The organism is Azospirillum sp. A1-3 (assembly GCF_023806445.1).
Taxonomy (GTDB): Bacteria; Pseudomonadota; Alphaproteobacteria; order Azospirillales; family Azospirillaceae; genus Azospirillum.
Window position 1 is genome coordinate 247291 of record NZ_JAMSLU010000008.1, and the last position, 16723, is coordinate 264013.

12 protein-coding genes are annotated in these 16723 nt (G+C 67.9%); 6 read left to right on the top strand and 6 right to left on the bottom strand.

Going from position 1 to position 16723, the window contains the following annotated elements:
- The first annotated feature begins 89 nt into the window (after positions 1-89).
- Positions 90-1172, top strand: coding sequence for a potassium channel family protein (locus M5E06_RS34140; RefSeq protein ID WP_252142060.1), 1083 nt, complete (start codon positions 90-92; stop codon positions 1170-1172).
- A gap of 100 nt (positions 1173-1272) precedes the next feature.
- Here the strand turns inward: M5E06_RS34140 and M5E06_RS34145 are convergent, their stop codons facing one another.
- Positions 1273-2352 carry a saccharopine dehydrogenase family protein gene (locus M5E06_RS34145; RefSeq protein WP_252142061.1) on the bottom strand — a complete coding sequence of 360 codons (1080 nt, stop codon included), beginning with the start codon at positions 2350-2352 and terminating at the stop codon, positions 1273-1275.
- Between the two features lie 240 nt (positions 2353-2592).
- Between M5E06_RS34145 and M5E06_RS34150 the strand changes: the two genes are divergently transcribed.
- Positions 2593-3360: a C40 family peptidase gene (locus M5E06_RS34150; protein ID WP_252142062.1), complete on the top strand. Its 768-nt coding sequence runs from the start codon at positions 2593-2595 to the stop codon at positions 3358-3360.
- Here M5E06_RS34150 and cobA read toward each other — a convergent pair.
- From cobA to nirB, 4 genes are all read right to left on the bottom strand, one after another.
- Entirely contained in the window at positions 3277-4050 is a 774-nt protein-coding gene (gene cobA, locus M5E06_RS34155; RefSeq protein ID WP_353654390.1) for a uroporphyrinogen-III C-methyltransferase, read from the bottom strand. The genes M5E06_RS34150 and cobA overlap by 84 nt on opposite strands.
- A 253-nt stretch (positions 4051-4303) precedes the next feature.
- A complete protein-coding gene (locus M5E06_RS34160) occupies positions 4304-6904 on the bottom strand; it encodes a molybdopterin-dependent oxidoreductase (RefSeq protein ID WP_502802034.1) in 2601 nt (866 codons plus the stop codon).
- A 73-nt stretch (positions 6905-6977) separates the two neighbouring features.
- Positions 6978-7355 carry a nitrite reductase small subunit NirD gene (gene nirD, locus M5E06_RS34165; RefSeq protein WP_252142064.1) on the bottom strand — a complete coding sequence of 126 codons (378 nt, stop codon included), beginning with the start codon at positions 7353-7355 and terminating at the stop codon, positions 6978-6980.
- 6 nt (positions 7356-7361) lie between these two features.
- Entirely contained in the window at positions 7362-9869 is a 2508-nt protein-coding gene (nirB, locus tag M5E06_RS34170; RefSeq protein ID WP_286209160.1) for a nitrite reductase large subunit NirB, read from the bottom strand.
- A gap of 808 nt (positions 9870-10677) precedes the next feature.
- On the opposite strand from nirB, the gene M5E06_RS34175 reads away from it, so the two are divergent.
- The 4 genes from M5E06_RS34175 (at position 10678) to M5E06_RS34190 (ending at position 15935) form a co-directional block, all read left to right on the top strand.
- Positions 10678-12081 carry a CmpA/NrtA family ABC transporter substrate-binding protein gene (locus M5E06_RS34175; protein ID WP_252142065.1) on the top strand — a complete coding sequence of 468 codons (1404 nt, stop codon included), beginning with the start codon at positions 10678-10680 and terminating at the stop codon, positions 12079-12081.
- A 158-nt stretch (positions 12082-12239) separates the two neighbouring features.
- Positions 12240-13319, top strand: a complete 1080-nt coding sequence (locus M5E06_RS34180) for an ABC transporter permease (RefSeq protein WP_252142066.1) — start codon at positions 12240-12242, stop codon at positions 13317-13319.
- A gap of 13 nt (positions 13320-13332) precedes the next feature.
- Complete coding sequence (locus M5E06_RS34185; RefSeq protein WP_252142067.1) at positions 13333-14997, top strand: ABC transporter ATP-binding protein; 1665 nt, start codon at positions 13333-13335, stop codon at positions 14995-14997.
- Positions 14998-15098: 101 nt separating this feature from the next.
- The gene (locus M5E06_RS34190) at positions 15099-15935 is read left to right on the top strand and encodes an aldo/keto reductase (protein ID WP_252142068.1); all 837 of its coding nucleotides are present in this window, start codon (positions 15099-15101) and stop codon (positions 15933-15935) included.
- Between the two features lie 83 nt (positions 15936-16018).
- Here the strand turns inward: M5E06_RS34190 and M5E06_RS34195 are convergent, their stop codons facing one another.
- Entirely contained in the window at positions 16019-16399 is a 381-nt protein-coding gene (locus M5E06_RS34195) for a hypothetical protein (protein ID WP_252142069.1), read from the bottom strand.
- Positions 16400-16723: the final 324 nt, after the last annotated feature.

Genomic DNA, 16723 nt, shown 5'->3' on the forward strand with positions numbered 1-16723 from the left:
GACGCGGCTCCCGCGACCCGAACGCGGTTTCGCGCGTTCAGACTATCGGGCGGAAAGCCCGAACGGACGAACAGCGGAACCAGGATCCGGTGGAGCGGCGAATACAGGACAGAAGACGAGGCAAGCCGTCCCTGAAGAAGGGGCGGCTTCTCCATGTCCGCTCCGGCCTGTCGGCGGAAAAGACGCTGCTGCTGCGCATCGGGATCGTCGCCGTCCTGATCGCGCTGGTCATCGCGGTGTTCTGGTTCGACCGTGACGGGCTGAAGGACCAGATCGACGGCACCATCAGCTTTCCCGACATCCTCTACTTCGCCATGATCACGGTCACCACCGTCGGCTATGGCGACATCGTGCCGGTCAGCCACTCCGCCCGCCTGATCGACGCCTTCGCCGTCACGCCGATCCGCATCTTCATCTGGTTCATCTTTCTCGGCACCGCCTACGAGTTGGTGGTGCAGAGGATCGTGGAGGAATTCCGATTGAGCCGCATTCAGAAGCAGCTGCAGGGTCACATCGTGCTGTGCGGCTTCGGGCACAGCGGATTCATCGCGGCGCAGGAGACCGTCTCGAAGGGCCATCCCCCCGACCACATTGTCGTCATCGACGATTCGGAGGACCGCATCCAGCTGGCCGCCGACGCCGGCTTCATCGGCCTTCTCGGCGACGGCACCAGCGAGGAGACGCTGACCAAGGCCTGCGTCGGCAAAGCCAAGGCGGTGATCGTCAGCACCGGTCGCGACGACACCACCATCCTGGTCATCCTGACCGTGCGCCACCTGTCCGCCGCCACCAAGATCGTGGCGAACATCAGGCAGGAGGAGAACATCAAGCTCGCCAACCTCAGCGGCGCCGATCTGGTGGTGTCGCCGCCGAAGATCGGCGGCTACCTGATGGCCGACGCGGTGGAGACACGCCACGCCACCCCATTCCTGTGCGACCTGATGTCGGCCGGCGGGCAGATGGTGCTCAGCGAGCGGCGGGCGGAGCCGGACGAGGTCGGCCTGACGATGGCGGAGGTCACCGGCGGCATGGTCGTGCAGATCCACAGCCACGGCCGCAACATCCCCTTCACCGAACGCAACCGCTACGTCATCCAGCCCCAGGACACGCTGCTGATCATCAGCCCGCCCGCTGACGGAAAGATCCCCTCTCCCCCCCGGGGAGAGGGTTAGGGTGAGGGGGTGCACTGCGTGCCGTCCCGAGGATCCTCGCCTTGCATCCCCCTCACCCCGACCCTCTCCCCAGGGGGGAGAGGGGGACATCCCCACACGCTCAGCCCTTGTAATGCCGGCCAAAGCGGTTGCTCAGGAAGGCGTCCAGCGGCACCTGCTCCTGCCGGATGAAGCCGGCCTGCGGGATGGAGCCCTCGCGCAGCAGGTCCAGCACGGCGCAGATGCCGGCGGCGGTGGTGACCTGGATGGCGCTCCAGGTACGGCCGGCGATCTGCTTGCTGTAGATCTTGGTGGCGAAGGTCTCCTGCCGCAGTTCGCCCTCCTGCACGCCGGTGGCGGTCGCCAGCACCAGAACCACGTCCTGCAGCGTCAGCGGCACCGCCGTCTCCAGCACGTCCTTCAGCAGGTGGCGCCGCTCGCCCAGCCGCAGGTCGCGGATCAGCAGGCGGACGATGTCGCGGTGGCCGGGATAGCGCACGGTCTTGTAATCGAGGTTCCGCACCTTGCCGGCCAGCGTCTCGCACAGCGAGCCCAGCCCGCCCGAGGTGTTGAAGGCTTCGTAATCGACGCCGTCCAGCGCGAAGCGCTCATCGCCTTCCAGCGGCATCACCTCGTGCGGGCGGCCGTCGACGATGGCCTCGCACGGGTTGCAGTATTCGTTGATGAGCCCGTCGGTGCTCCAAGTCAGATTGTACTTCAGGGCGTTGGTCGGATACTGCGGCAGGGCGCCGACCCTAAGGTGCAGGTTGTGCAGCTCGTCGAATCGGCGGGCGAGGTCATGACCGACGATGGAAATGAAGCCCGGCGCCAGACCGCATTGCGGGATCAGCGCGCTGTTGGCGGTCTCCGCCAGCGACTTCACCTTGCGGGTGGCGGCGACATCCTCGGTCAGGTCCAGGTAATGGGCGCCGGCCGCGACGGCGGCGGTGGCGATGGCCGGGGTCAGGGTGAAGGGGCAGGCGCTCAGCACCGCATGCTGGCCGGCCATGGCGGCGCGCAGGGAATCCTGATCCTCCACATCGACGCGCCTCACCCGCAGCCCGGCATGTTCGGCGCGGTACAGCAGCGCCTCGTCCCGGTCGCCGATGGTGACGGCGAAATCGTCGGTCTCGGACAGCAGCGTGCCGATCATCGACCCGATCTTGCCGGCACCCAGAACCAGAACCTTCATCGTTGCCATCTCTTGCGCTCCTCTGTTCAGCCGCATCCGTATTGGCGAGCCAAGCTGACGATTTGGCTCGCACACAAAAGGTGCCGGCTGGAACGGCCGGGCTGAACCGGGCAATGCGCCGGTCACGCTGGAGATTTCCGGCGGAATGACGGAAACACCGTTGAAATAACGGATGCGCTTTATCCCTCGCGCAGCATCGGCAGCGGCGCTATCGTCGCAGCCGGTTTTCACCAAGCCCGGCCCGCACCCATGACCACGCGCCAACTGACCGCCCCGCACGCCGTCCTGCTGGAGGAGCCGCAGAACGGCGTTCCCCAGACCAGCGAGATGATCCGCGGCGAACGCTTCCGCATTCTGGAGGAGCGTGACGGCTGGCTGCGGGCGGAGAACGCCTTCGACGGCCATGTCGGCTGGCTGCCGCCGGGCACCGCGCATCGGGAGCCGGTCGCCCCCACCCACCGGGTGCGGGCCTTGCGCGCAGACCTGCACCCCGGACCGACGCACCGGGCGCCGCCGGTGGCGACGCTCAGCTTCGGATCGCTGGTGACGCTGGACGGCCGGGCCGAGAATGGCTGGGTCGGCACCGACGACGGGCTGTGGCTGTTCGCGGGCTGGCTGGAGCCGGTGGACGCCCCTCCCGCGACCGATCACCTCGCCACCGCCCTGCGCTTCCTGGAGACGCCCTATGTCTGGGGCGGGCGCAGCAGCTTCGGCATCGACTGTTCCGGGCTGGCGCTGACCGCCATGGCGGCGGCCGGCGTCGTTTCGCACCACAGCAGCGGCATGCAGCGCAAGGACGACCGGCTGGGGACGTGGCTGTCCGACGACGGTCGCGGCGTTGACTATCAGCGCGGCGACATCGTCTTCTTCCCCGGCCATGTCGGGCTGATGGTGGACGGGACGAACCTGCTGCACGCCACCGTCTTCACCATGTCAGTCGTGATCGAACCCCTGAGCGAGGTTGCCAAACGCGCGGAGATCAACGGAGTCCGCCGCCCCAACCTTACGCGGGCGTAGCGCCTCCCCCACCAGCAGCAGGGTCGGCCCCTTGCCGGCGGCCACCCCCCGCTCCGCCATCGCGCCGAGCGTCGTCCAGTAACGCCGCTCGTCGGGCCGGCAGCCGTTTTCCACTGCCAGCACCGGGGTGTCGCCCGGCAGCCCGGCCCCGGTCAGCCCCTGGCCGACCGCGCGCGCCTGCTCACGCCCCATATAGATCGCCAGCGTACCCTGCGGGTCGGCCAGCCGCGCCCAATCCGGCTCGAACCGCTCGCCGTCCCTGCCATGGGCGGTGACGAAGGTCACGGCGCGCGACACCCCGCGCCTGGTCAGCGACAGGCCCGTCGAGGCGGCACAGCCGAGCGCCGCGGTGATTCCGGGGATGACGCGAACCGGAATGCCGAGGCTGTCGAGATGCTCGATCTCCTCGCCCGCCCGGCCGAACACCATCGGGTCGCCGCCCTTCAACCGCACCACCCGCTTGCCGCGCTGCGCATGGAAGGCGATCAGCGCGTTGATCTCCCCCTGCGGCAGCGAATGCCGGCCGGAGCGCTTGCCAACGCAAATGCGCTCGGCCTTCGGGTTGGCGAGGTCGAGAATGCCGTCGCTGACCAGCGCGTCGTAGAGCACAACCTCGACCGCGGCGAGCGCCTTCACCGCCGCGACGGTGAGCAGGTCCGGGTCGCCGGGGCCGGCACCGACGAGGGTCACTTGCCCGCACTGATCTTCGCCTATTGGGCGTTTCGGTATGCACGCATCTCGCCGAGCGGAACGAGATCCCCTCTCCCCCCCGGGGAGAGGGTTAGGGTGAGGGGGACGCGCGGCGGCCCTTTCCCAAAAATCCAGTATATGCATCCCCCTCACCCCGACCCTCTCCCCGGGGGGGAGAGGGGGAATGGGCGAGGCACCACCGCCAGCGCCCGCGACATGCGGGACCAGGAGGCGTGCCAACGCCGCGAGACCATCACGCCACTTCGCGCTGATGAGCATGACGTAGCACCTCCTTGAGTTCTGGCACGCAGGAACCACAATTCGTCCCGGCCTTCAACGCCGCACCGATTTCCGCCACGCTGGTCAGCCGGCGGTCGCGAATCGCACCGGCCAGCCGGTTGATACCGACGCTGAAGCAGGCACAGACGATCCGCCCTTCGTCGGCCTGTGCACCCGGCACCCGCCCGGCGAGTAGCCCGGCCCGCGCGCCATCGTCCAGCCCATCCGCCTTCAAGAGCCCGGCCAGCCAGCCGCGCGGCGGCAAACGCCCGTCGGCGGCGACGAACAGGCAGGCCTCCAGCCGGTCACCCACCATCCAGGCCATCCGCAGACCGCCGCGAGCCTCATCGCGGAACTCCACCACCGCTTCGGCCGGGTCGAGACCGGGCAGCCATGCCGCAACATCGGGGATCGCCCCCGTCCCCGCCATCTCCACCAGATGTCCGCCGGCCACCGCGCGCCGCGCCCAATAGCCGCCATGCCCAGGCTCCACCGGCCGGCGGGTCAGCAGGAAGGCGGTCCAGTGCGGCCGCCAGGGCTCAACCGTCGCCGGCATCCGCTTCAGATCCGGCTGGCCGGAGACCGGGTCCACCGCCTCGTCGTCGATCAGCCGGCCGATGACGCAGGCGCCGGTGAAGCGGTCGGTCCAATGCATCGGCAGGAAGATCGTGCCTTCGCTCTGGGCATCGGTGACGCGGACCCGCGCCAGCGCCTCCCCCGCCGCCGTGGCGATGCGGGCAAGCCCGCCATCCGTCAGCCCATGCACCGCCGCATCCGCCGGGTGGATGTCCAGCCGGGGCTCCGGAGCGTGCGCCGACAGCCGCGCCGACAGTCCGGTGCGCGTCATCGTGTGCCACTGGTCGCGCAGCCGCCCCGTGTTCAGCAGCAAGGCACCGTCCGGCACCGCACGCGGCAGCGGCTTCGCCGTCACCGCCAGCATCCGCGCCCGCCCGTCAGCGGTGAAGAAGCGGCCATCGCCGAACAGCCGCTTCTGCGGCTCGCTGCCTGCGCGCCACGGCCAGGGGAAGGGCGCCAGCGCGTCGTAGCCGGCGTCATCCAGCCCGCTCAGCGCCCCGATGTCGAAGGCGCGCGTCCCGCCATTCTCGAAAGCCGACAGCGCCGCATGCTCGCGGAACACCGCGGCGGCGCTCTCGTACGGGAAGGCGTCGCCAAACCCCATCCGCCGCGCGACCTGGGTCACAATCCACCAGTCCGCCCGCGCCTCCCCGGCTTCCGCCTTGAAGGCCCGCTGCCGAGAGATGGTGCGGTCGGAGTTGGTGACGGTGCCGTCCTTCTCGCTCCAGCCCTTGGCCGGCAGGCGGATATGGGCGAAGCGGCCGGTGTCGGTGTCGTGGATGCAGTCGGAGACCACCACAGTTTCACACTTCGCCAGCGCCCGGCAGACCCGCCCGGCGTCGGGCATGCTGACCGCCGGGTTGGTCGCCATGATCCACACCGCCTTGACCGTCCCGGCCTCGATGGCGCGGAACAGGTCCACCGCCTTCAGCCCCGGCCTGTCGGCCATGCGCGGCGCGGTCCAGAAGCGGCCGACACGGTCGACCTCTTCCGCCGAAAAGCCCATATGGGCGGCCAGCTGGTTCGCCAGCCCGCCGACCTCGCGCCCGCCCATAGCGTTCGGCTGTCCGGTGACGGAGAAGGGGCCACAGCCCGCCCGGCCGACACGCCCGGTGAGGAAATGCACGTTCAGGATGGCATTGACGGTGTCGCTGCCTTGCGACGACTGGTTGACACCCTGCGAATAGACTGTCACCACCCGGTCCATCGCCGCGAACTTGGCATAGAAGGCCGCGACCTCCGCCTCGTCCAGCCCGCAGCGGCGGGCCACCGTCGCCACATCCGGCGTATCGGCGCGGGCGGCGGCAAGCGCCTCCTCCACGCCTTCGGCATGAGAATCGACAAAGCCGGCGTCGCGATGGCCATGCTCATCCAAATAGGCCAGCAGCCCATTGAACAGCAGCGCGTCGGTCCCGGCCGTCAGAGCCAAATGGCGGTCGGCGGCATCGACGCAATCGGTCCGGCGCGGATCGACCACGACGATGCGCGTGCCCCGCTCCGCCCGCGCTGCCAGCAGCCGCTGATTCAGCACCGGGTGGCACCAGGCGAGGTTCGACCCCACCAGCACCACCAGATCGGCGCACTCGAAATCCTCGTAGCTCCCCGGCACCGCGTCGGCGCCCAGGCCGCGCTTGTGCCCGACCACGGAGGAGGCCATGCACAGCCGCGAGTTGGTGTCGATGTTCGCCGAGCCGATGAAGCCCTTCATCAGCTTGTTGGCGACGTAGTAATCCTCGGTCAGCAGCTGGCCGGAGACGTAGAAGGCCACCGACTCCGGCCCATGCCTGGCGATGGTTTCGGAAAAGCGCCGGGCCACCTCGTCCAGCGCCTCGTCCCACGACACCCGCTTGTCGCCGATTTCCGGATGGAGCAGCCGCCCATCCGGCACCAGCGTGTCGGCCAGCGCCGATCCCTTGGAGCAGAGCCGTCCCCGGTTCGCCGGGTGGTCGGCATCGCCGCGCACGGTCACGGCGCCATCGGCCGAAACGCGCGCGATCACCCCGCACCCGACCCCGCAATAGGGACAGGTGGTCCTCACCTCCCGTGCCGGTCCGGAGGACGACTCCGCCCCGTCAAACATGGCCGCAGGCCTTGCGGCAGCCGCCGCGCGACAGCTTGGCCTCGCCGAGCGCGATGGCGACGCTGCGCCCCTCCACCCGCACCGGGACATGGCCGGTGCGGCCCTCGTCGGGGGCTACGGCCTCGCCGGTCGCCAGCTCGATCACCCAGCTGTGCAGCGGGCAGGTGACGCGGCGGCCATGGACGATGCCTTGGGACAGCGGCCCCTGCTTGTGCGGGCAGGCATCCTCCAGCGCAAAGACCTCATCCTGTGCCGTGCGGAACAGGGCGATGTCGCCATCGGGCGTGCGGACGACGCGCGAGCCCAGCACGGGGATATCGTCGATGCTGCCGACCTGGGTCCAGACCGTTTCCATGATGATGCTGTCCATGATCCGTTACCCCACTTCGGCGAGCAGATTGAATTCGTGACGGTCGACGCCCTTGGCGGCGCGCTCCGCCCACGGGTCGTCCTGCGAGAAGGTCTGCGAGAACAGGAAGCGCGCGTTCAACGCCCGCCGCCGCTCCGGATCATCGACCAGCGCCGCCTTGATGTGGTCGAGGCCGACACGCTCCACCCACGGCGCGGTGCGCTCAAGATAGCGGGCCTCCTCACGATACAGCTGCATGAAGGCGCCGGTGTATTCCAGCACCTCCTCCTCCGTCGCAACGCGGACCAGCAGGTCGCAGGCCCGGACATGCAGACCGCCGTTGCCGCCGACATGCAGCTCATAGCCGCTGTCGATGCACACCACGCCCAGATCCTTGATCGTCGCCTCGGCGCAGTTGCGCGGGCAGCCGGACACCGCCAGCTTGACCTTGTGCGGCGTCCAGGTGCCCCAGGTCATCCGCTCCAGCTTCACGCCCAGACCGGTCGAATCCTGCGTGCCGAAACGGCACCATTCCGATCCGACGCAGGTCTTCACCGTGCGCAACCCCTTGGCATAGGCGTGGCCCGACACCATGCCGGCGGCGTTCAGGTCGGCCCAGACCGCCGGCAGATCCTCCTTCTTCACGCCGAACAGGTCGATGCGCTGGCCGCCGGTGACCTTCACGGTGGGAATGGCGAACTTGTCCACGACATCGGCGATGGCGCGCAGCTCCGCCGCATTGGTCAGGCCGCCCCACATGCGCGGCACGACCGAATAGGTGCCGTCCTTCTGGATGTTGGCGTGGGCGCGCTCGTTGATGTAGCGCGACTGGTAGTCGTCCCGGTACTCGCCCGGCCAAGCGCACAGCAGGTAGTAATTCAGCGCCGGCCGGCAGGAGACACAGCCGTCGGGCGTCGTCCATTCCATCGCCTGGAACACGTCGGCCATGGTCTTCAGCCCGTGCTCCACGATCGCCACCCGCACCGCGTCATGGGTGTGATGGGTGCATTTGCACATCGGCTTGACCTTCGGCGCCGCCGTGAAGCCGTCGCCCAGCGTCACCGCCAGCAGCCGCTCCACCGTGCCGGCACAGCCGCCGCAGGAGGCCGAGGCCTTGGTGTGGGCCTTCACTTCGTCCAGGCTGGTCAGGCCCTTCTCGGCGATCGCCTTGACGATGGTGCCCTTGCAGACGCCGTTGCAGCCGCAGATCTCGGCACTGTCGGGCAGCGCCGCGATGGCGGCGTTCGGGTCGCCGGCATCGGCGCCGCCGAAGCCCTGCCCGAAGATCATCGTGTCGCGCTCGGCCGACACGTCGGCGCCGTCCTTCAGCAGCGAGAAGTACCAGGCGCCGTCCTTGGTGTCGCCATACAGCACGGCGCCCAGCAGCTTGCCGTCCTTCAGCACCAGCCGCTTGTAGACGCCGCGCGCCGCATCGCGGAACACGATATCCTCGGTCCCCTCCCCGCCGGAGAAATCACCGGCGGAGAACACGTCGACACCGGTGACCTTCAGCTTGGTCGAGGTGACGGAACCGGTGTAGGCCGCACCCTCCCCGCCGGCGAGGTCATGGGCCAGCACCTTCGCCATCTCGAACAGCGGGGCGACGAGGCCCCAGGTGACGCCGCGATGCTCGACGCACTCGCCGACCGCATAGATCGATGGGTCGCTGGTGCGCATCTGGTCGTCGACCCGGATGCCGCGCCCACACTCCAGCCCGGCCGCCTTGCCCAGCGCCATGTTCGGGCGGATGCCCACCGCCATGACGACGATGTCGGCCGGCAGTTCGCGCCCATCCTTCAGCCGGACCGCGCTGACCCACTCATCACCGACGATCTCGGCGGTGTTGGCACCGGTCAGCACCTCGATGCCGCGGCGCTCCAGCTCGCGTTGCAACAGCATGCCGGCCGACGGGTCGAGCTGGCGCTCCATCAGCGTCGGCATGAGATGGACGACGGTGACCTCCATCCCCTTGACACGCAGGCCGTTGGCGGCTTCCAGCCCCAGCAGCCCGCCACCGATCACCACGGCGCGGCCGCCCTTCGCCGCCGCCGCCAGCATGGCATCAACGTCGGCAAGGTCGCGGAAGCCGATGACGCCCGGCAGGGTCGATCCCGGCACCGGGATGATGAAGGGCATCGACCCTGTGGCGATCAGCAGCTTGTCATAGGGAACGACCCGGCCGGACTGCGAGACCACCGTCTTGGCCACCCGGTCGATGCCCTCCACCGGCTCGCCGGTCAGCAGGGTGATGCCGTTGGCGTCGTACCACTCGCGGCTGTTCAGCACGATCTGGTCGAAGGTCTTTTCCCCCGCCAGCACCGGCGACAGCATGATGCGGTTGTAGTTCGGATGCGGCTCGGCCCCAAAGACGGTGACGTCAAAGCGGCCCGGCGCCTTGGCCAGCAGCTCTTCCACCGTCTTCATGCCGGCCATGCCGTTGCCGACGACCACCAGCCGCTCCCTGGTCGGGCCGGCACTGCGCAGTTCGGCCTCGTTAAGCTCAACGACGGGCCCGTTGTTCGATGAGAGATGCATGTCCATGGCGCGTCTGCCTCGTCAATCGTATCCGGCCTGCCGCAAAGTCAGGCACGGGGCCAAAAAGAAAGGCGTCCGAACGGGCCGTCTCCCTCCCCCGCGAGTGGATCGCGAAGGCGGGTGCAGACCTGTTCGGACGCCGTTGTCCGGGCGGTTCGTCGTCGAACCAGAGCCAAATCCGCGCGTCGTCGCGAGGGCTTCGGCGGGGTCGCGGGCACTGGCGACGTTGCCGGCACCCGCTGTTGTCTCGCCACTCCCTTTGCAATCCCTGTGCCAATTGCTGCGCCAGCAGGCCGGCGCAGGAAAACTCCAGGGAATCCGCGGGGTCCTGCCTGGATCCGCACCCAAGACCTAGGTGCCTGTTTTTGGATCATTCTTAGGTGCTGCACAAAGGATGACCATGCGGGCTTGTGTGCGCCGCAAAAATCGGCAGGCACACCGCAGCCCTGTCAGGCGCTTCATACCTTCCGCCGGGTCATAGCCAGCAAAATCAACCTCTGTGGCTCGATTTTCGGCAAAACCCATCCTTTGGCATGAGGCTTGCGAAGAGGGAGGCCAGAGACGCGCCAACGACGGTGCGTGCATCCCAAGCGTCCAATGATGGGCCAGCCCCCGGCAGTGTTGCCGACCCCGGTATCGACACACTTTTCCGGTCGATCCCGCTGGACCCTTTCGACGGCCAAGGTGCGCAAGAGCCATCTGCCTGAAAAACAGCCAGTCCGGGACCTGCCCAGAAAATCGCCAAAGTTCGAAACCGGTGTCGCCTCACCCGGCCGCTGGCCCGGATATTAGAGATGGAGCAACCGACGTGGCCCAGTTCTCCCGCACCACCTCCCGCACCCTCCGCCACCTTCTCGCATCCGCCGCTGCGGTCGTCGCCCTGACCGCAGGCGTCTCTGCCTATGCTGCCCCGCTCGACGTGGAGAAGGAGCAGCTGAAGCTCGGCTTCATCAAGCTGACCGACATGGCGCCGCTGGCCATCGCCGTCGAGAAGGGCTTCTTCGAGGATGAAGGCCTCTCCGTCACGCTGGAGCCGCAGGCGAACTGGAAGGTTCTGCTCGACCGCGTGATCTCCGGCGAGCTGGACGGCGCCCACATGCTGGCCGGCCAGCCGCTGGGCGCCACCATCGGCTTCGGCACCAAGGCGCACATCGTCACCGCCTTTTCCATGGACCTGAACGGCAACGGCATCACGCTGTCGAACGAGGTCTGGCAGAAGATGAAGGCCAATGTGCCCAACGGCCCCGACGGCAAGCCTGCCCACCCGATCAAGGCCGACGCGCTGAAGCCGGTGATCGCCCAGTACAAGGCCGAGGGCAAGCCCTTCAACATGGGCATGGTCTTCCCGGTCTCGACCCACAATTACGAGCTGCGCTACTGGCTGGCGTCGGGCGGGATCAACCCCGGCTTCTACAGCCCGACCGACGTGTCGGGCCAGATCGGCGCCGATGCGCTTCTCTCCGTCACCCCGCCGCCGCAGATGCCGGCGACGCTGGAGGCCGGCACCATCTATGGCTACAGCGTCGGCGAGCCGTGGAACCAGCAGGCGGTGGTCAAGGGCATCGGCGTCCCCGTCATCACCGACACCGAGATCTGGAAAAACAACCCCGAGAAGGTCTTCGGCGTCACCGACGAGTGGGCGAAGAAGAATCCCAAGACCCATCTGGCCGTCGTCAAGGCGCTGATCCGTGCCGCCCAATGGCTGGACGAGAACAACAACGCCAACCGCGCCGAAGCGGTGAAGATCCTGGCCAAGTCCGAATATGTCGGCGCCGACGCCAGGGTGATCGCCAACTCGATGACCGGCACCTTCGAGTACGAGAAGGGCGACAAGCGCGACGTTCCCGACTTCAACGTCTTCTTCCGCTACAACGCGACCTACCCCTTCTATTCCGACGCCGTCTGGTACCTGACCCAGATGCGCCGCTGGGGCCAGATCGCCGAAGCCAAGCCCGACAGCTGGTATGACCAGACCGCGCGGAGCGTCTACAAGCCGGACATCTACCTGCAGGCCGCCAAGCTGCTGGTCGAGGAAGGCAAGGCGAAAGAGGCCGACTTCCCGTGGAAGAGCGACGGCTACAAGCCGGTCGACAACGGCTTCATCGACGGCATCCCGTACGACGGCCACAAGCCCAACGACTACCTCGCCAAGCAGCCCATCGGCCTGAAGGGCGACCAGAAGGTCGAAGGCGGTCAGGTGGTGGGGGGCTGAGAACTCCCGCCTGCACCCGCCAAATCCCCCTCTCCCCCCGGGGAGAGGGTCGGGGTGAGGGGGATCCGCTTCGTGGATCTCTTCGGCTCCGCCGAACCCCCTCATCCTAACCTTCTCCCCAGGGGGGAGAAGGGACCTTGCCGAAGGGACACCCCGCCATGACCAGCCTGACCGACACCGCCTCCGACCTCGCCCGCGCCCAGCGCAAGGCGCGCCGCGCCCACACGCTCAACCGCATCGCCTCCGTCCTGACCACCGTCGGCCTCGGCTGGCTGGCGCCGCTGCTGCGGCTCGCCGCGGGCGAGAACCCGCGCCAGCAGGGCATAGAGCTGTGGCGCCAGATGGGCATCCCGCTGACCGCCATCCTGCTGTTCCTCGCCGCCTGGGGCTGGGCCGCCCCGCAGGTCCACACCAGCCTCGGCGCCATCCCCGGCCCGGCCCAGGTGTGGGAGCAGGCGACCAACCTCTACGCCGACCATAAGGCCGAGCGCGCCAAGGAAGCCGCCTTCTACGACCGGCAGGAAAAGCGTAACGCCGAAAAGCTGGCGAAGAACCCGGCGGCGGAGGTGAAGACCCTGCCCTATGCCGGCAAGCCGACCTACCTCGACCAGATCGTCACCAGCCTGAAGACCGTCTTCACCGGCTTCCTGCTGGGCGCGCTGGTGGCGGTGCCGCTGGGGGTGGCGAGCGGCCTGTCGCCGACCGTCAATGCCGCGATCAACCCGCTGATCCAGATCTTCAAGCCGGTGTCCCCGCTGGCCTGGCTGCCGCTGGTCACCATGGTGGTCAGCGCCACCGTGTCGGGCAGCGACCCGCTGTTCGAGAAGTCCTTCCTGACCTCCGCCATCACCGTCACGCTGTGCTCGCTGTGGCCGACGCTCATCAACACGGCGGTCGGCGTGTCCTCCATCGACCGCGACCTGATGAATGTCGGCAAGGTGCTTCAGCTGTCCGGCTTCACCATGGTGCGCCGCCTCGTGCTGCCGTCGGCCCTGCCCTTCATCTTCACCGGCCTGCGGCTGTCGCTGGGCGTGGGCTGGATGGTGCTGATCGCCGCGGAGATGCTGGCGCAGAACCCCGGCCTCGGCAAGTTCGTCTGGGACGAGTTCCAGAACGGCTCCTCCAACTCGCTCGCCAAGATCATGGTGGCCGTCTTCACCATCGGCCTGATCGGCTTCCTGCTCGACCGCGTGATGCTGGCGCTCCAGTCCGCCGTCAGCCACAGCCCCGCCCGCTAAGGAGACCGCGACCATGGCGATCCTGGACCTGAAAGGCGTGTCGAAATCCTACGGCGGCACGACCGTGCTCCACAACATCGACCTGTCGATCGAAGAGGGCGAGTTCGTCGCCATCGTCGGCTTCTCCGGCTCCGGCAAGTCGACGCTCATCAACCTGATCGCCGGCTTGGCGATGCCGGACGCCGGCGAGGTGCTCTATCGCGGCAAGCCGGTCACCGGCCCCGGTCCGGAGCGCGGTCTGGTCTTCCAGTCCTATTCGCTGATGCCCTGGCTCAGCGTGAAGGAGAATGTCGCGTTGGCGGTCGACGCCGTCCACACGGCCAAGCCGTCGGCCGAACGCGGCGTGCTGACCCGCCGGGCGGTGGAGACGGTCGGCCTCGGCCACGCCACCGACCGCCGGCCCAAGGAGCTGTCGGGCGGCATGCGCCAGCGCGTCGGCTTCGCCCGCGCGCTGGCGATGAGCCCGGAGATGCTGCTGCTGGACGAGCCGCTCTCCGCGCTCGACGCCCTGACCCGCGCCAAGCTGCAGGACGAGATCGAGGCGATCTGGCGCAAGGATCGCAAGACCGTCATCCTCATCACCAACGATGTGGACGAGGCGATCCTGCTGGCCGACCGCATCATTCCGCTGACCCCCGGCCCCAACGCCACGCTCGGCCCCGCCTTCACCGTCGACCTGCCCCGACCGCGCGACCGCACCGCCGTCAACCATGACGAGGACTTCAAGCGCTTGCGCGCCGAGGTCACCGCCTATCTGATGGAGGTCGGAGTCGCCCGCGGCACCGGCGGCGAGGATGACCTTGTCCTGCCGGACGTGAAGCCGATCACCGCCGCCCCGCCGCCCGCCGCCTATATCGAGGCGATGGGCGGGCGCGGGATGGAGGACCGCTATCTGGAATTCACCCGCCTGACCAAGACCTTCGCCACGCCGAAGGGTCCGCTGACGGTGGTGGACGGCTTCGATCTGAAGATGCGCAAGGGGGAGTTCGTCTCGCTGATCGGCCATTCCGGCTGCGGCAAGTCCACCGTGCTGTCGATGGTGGCGGGGCTGGCCGACGTGACCAGCGGCGGCATCGTGCTGGACGGCAAGGAGGTGGACGGCGCCGGCCCCGACCGCGCCGTGGTGTTCCAGGCCCCCAGCCTGTTCCCCTGGCTGACCGCCTATGAAAACGTCATGCTCGGCGTCAACCGCGTCTTCCCCCATGCCAACAAGGGCGAGCGCGCCGACATCGCCCGCTATTACCTCGCCCGCGTGGGCTTGGGCCATGCCATGGACCGGAAGGCGTCGGAGCTGTCAAACGGCATGAAGCAGCGCGTCGGCATCGCCCGCGCCTTCGCCCTGTCGCCCAAGCTGCTGCTGCTCGACGAGCCCTTCGGCATGCTCGACAGCCTGACCCGCTGGGAGTTGCAGGAGGTGCTGATGGAGGTGTGGGCACGCACCAAGGTCACCGCCGTCTGCGTCACCCACGACGTCGACGAGGCGCTGCTGCTGGCCGACCGGGTGGTGATGATGACCAACGGCCCCAACGCCAAGATCGGCCACATCCTGAGCGTCGACATCCCCCACCCGCGCACCCGTCAGGCCCTGCTGGAGCACCCGCGCTATTACGACTACCGGGAAGAACTGCTGAACTTCTTCGAAGGCGGCCACGCCGGGGCGCCGAAAAAGGCGGCATAACCCCGTCCCATCCCCCGGAAAGCCCACCGAAGATCCATCGACAAGCTGGCCCTACGGGACCAGCTTGTTGTTTTTCGGCGAGACAGACGGGAGAGAGGAAGATGAAGCGCGTGACCCTGCCGGACGGCACCGAGGTCCCGGCTCTCGGCCAGGGCACCTGGATGATGGCGGAGGGCCGCGGCGACCGCGCCGCCGAGATCGCCGCGCTGCGGGCCGGCATCGACCGCGGCATGACCCTGATCGACACCGCCGAGATGTATGGCGACGGCGCGTCGGAGGAACTGGTGGGCGACGCCTTCGCCGGCCGCCGCGACGGCCTGTTCATCGTCACCAAGGTCCTGCCCAGCAACGCGTCCCGCATCGGCACGGTGAAGGCCTGCGAGCGCAGCCTGAAGCGGCTGAGGATCGACCGCATCGACCTCTATCTGCTGCACTGGCGCGGCGGCGTGCCGCTGGAGGAGACGGTGGAGGCCTTCGAATCGCTGATCCAGGCCGGCAAGATCGCCCGCTGGGGCGTGTCGAACTTCGATGTCGACGATCTGGAGGAACTGGCGGAGATTACCGACCTGCACGGCTGCGCCGCCAATCAGGTGCTCTACAACCCCGAACATCGCGGCATCGAATACGACCTTCTGCCCTTCCAGCACACCGCGCGCATGCCGGTGATGGCCTATTCCCCCATCGGCCAGGGCGGCCGCCTGCTGCGCTCCCCCGCCTTGCTGGCGGTGGCGAAGCGCCACGACGCCACCCCGGCGCAGGTGGCGATTGCCTGGGCCCTGCGGCAACAGGGCGTGATCGCGATTCCCAAGGCGGGAACCACCGCCCACGCCCTCCAGAACGCCGAGGCCGTGAAGCTGACCCTGACCGGCGAGGACATCGCCGAGATCGACCGGGCCTTCCCGCCGCCCAAGCGCAAGCAGCCGCTGGCGATGATCTGAGGGAAGCCGCCGGGAGGGTGCCAGACTTCGCGACTATCAATTCGCGACCGTCCGGCACTCTCCGCCAAGGCACGATCCGGACGTCACCGCAGCTTGAGGGTGACCATCTGGGAATCGGTGATCGAGGCAAGCTGTTCGCGCCGTTTCCGGCCGATCTGCTTAGCCTCGTTCATGGTGTTTTCAAATTTGCTCTGGAAGAGCTGTTTCATCACGTCGCCCGAAACCTGTTTCAGGGCTACCCCCGCAAGCTCCGACGCGCCGCCCGTATATCGGATCTTCCCCAGATTGACGCCCCTGTTTTCCGGCAAGCGGGCAATAAGTCCGTCATCAAGCTTCAGTCTTGCGAGCCGTACCGCGCCGCCCGTCTTGGCCCGTGCATTGTCCGCTTCGATGCGCAGCTTCTGCTCCAGCGGATCGGCCTTGGCGAAGGGTTTGTTCCGTATGGCTTTGGAAAACAACTTCATTGTCTCTCTCCATTAGGTCTCTCGCTGTCGGCAAAATCTATAAGCTTCGACAGTCTGCTGGAGGCGAAACGGGCGAAATCGTCGTTCAGCATGCCCCTAACGTAGGACGGATCGCCGTTCCCGTCCAGAAGCAGCACCATGGCAGGCCGCGCCTGCCCATTGCCTCCTGGCAAATATATGGGGATGGCAAGCTGCCATGTTATACCGCCCCACAGCAGACGGCTGAGGCGGCGCTTGGCGTCTCCAGCAAGCCGAAAGGTGGAGGACCCGACATGGAAGGTCGGTTCCCCGGTGTCAAAGACATGCCCCGCCAGCGAACCGTCG

Bases quoted from the DNA above. Each gene is read 5' to 3' on its own strand.
- M5E06_RS34145 (WP_252142061.1), bottom strand. From the start codon at position 2,352: ATGGCAACGATGAAGGTTCTGGTTCTGGGTGCCGGCAAGATCGGGTCG.
- M5E06_RS34150 (WP_252142062.1), top strand. From the start codon at position 2,593: ATGACCACGCGCCAACTGACCGCCCCGCACGCCGTCCTGCTGGAGGAG.
- nirD (WP_252142064.1), bottom strand. From the start codon at position 7,355: ATGGACAGCATCATCATGGAAACGGTCTGGACCCAGGTCGGCAGCATC.
- nirB (WP_286209160.1), bottom strand. From the start codon at position 9,869: ATGCATCTCTCATCGAACAACGGGCCCGTCGTTGAGCTTAACGAGGCC.
- M5E06_RS34180 (WP_252142066.1), top strand. From the start codon at position 12,240: ATGACCAGCCTGACCGACACCGCCTCCGACCTCGCCCGCGCCCAGCGC.
- M5E06_RS34185 (WP_252142067.1), top strand. From the start codon at position 13,333: ATGGCGATCCTGGACCTGAAAGGCGTGTCGAAATCCTACGGCGGCACG.
- M5E06_RS34190 (WP_252142068.1), top strand. From the start codon at position 15,099: ATGAAGCGCGTGACCCTGCCGGACGGCACCGAGGTCCCGGCTCTCGGC.
- M5E06_RS34195 (WP_252142069.1), bottom strand. From the start codon at position 16,399: ATGAAGTTGTTTTCCAAAGCCATACGGAACAAACCCTTCGCCAAGGCC.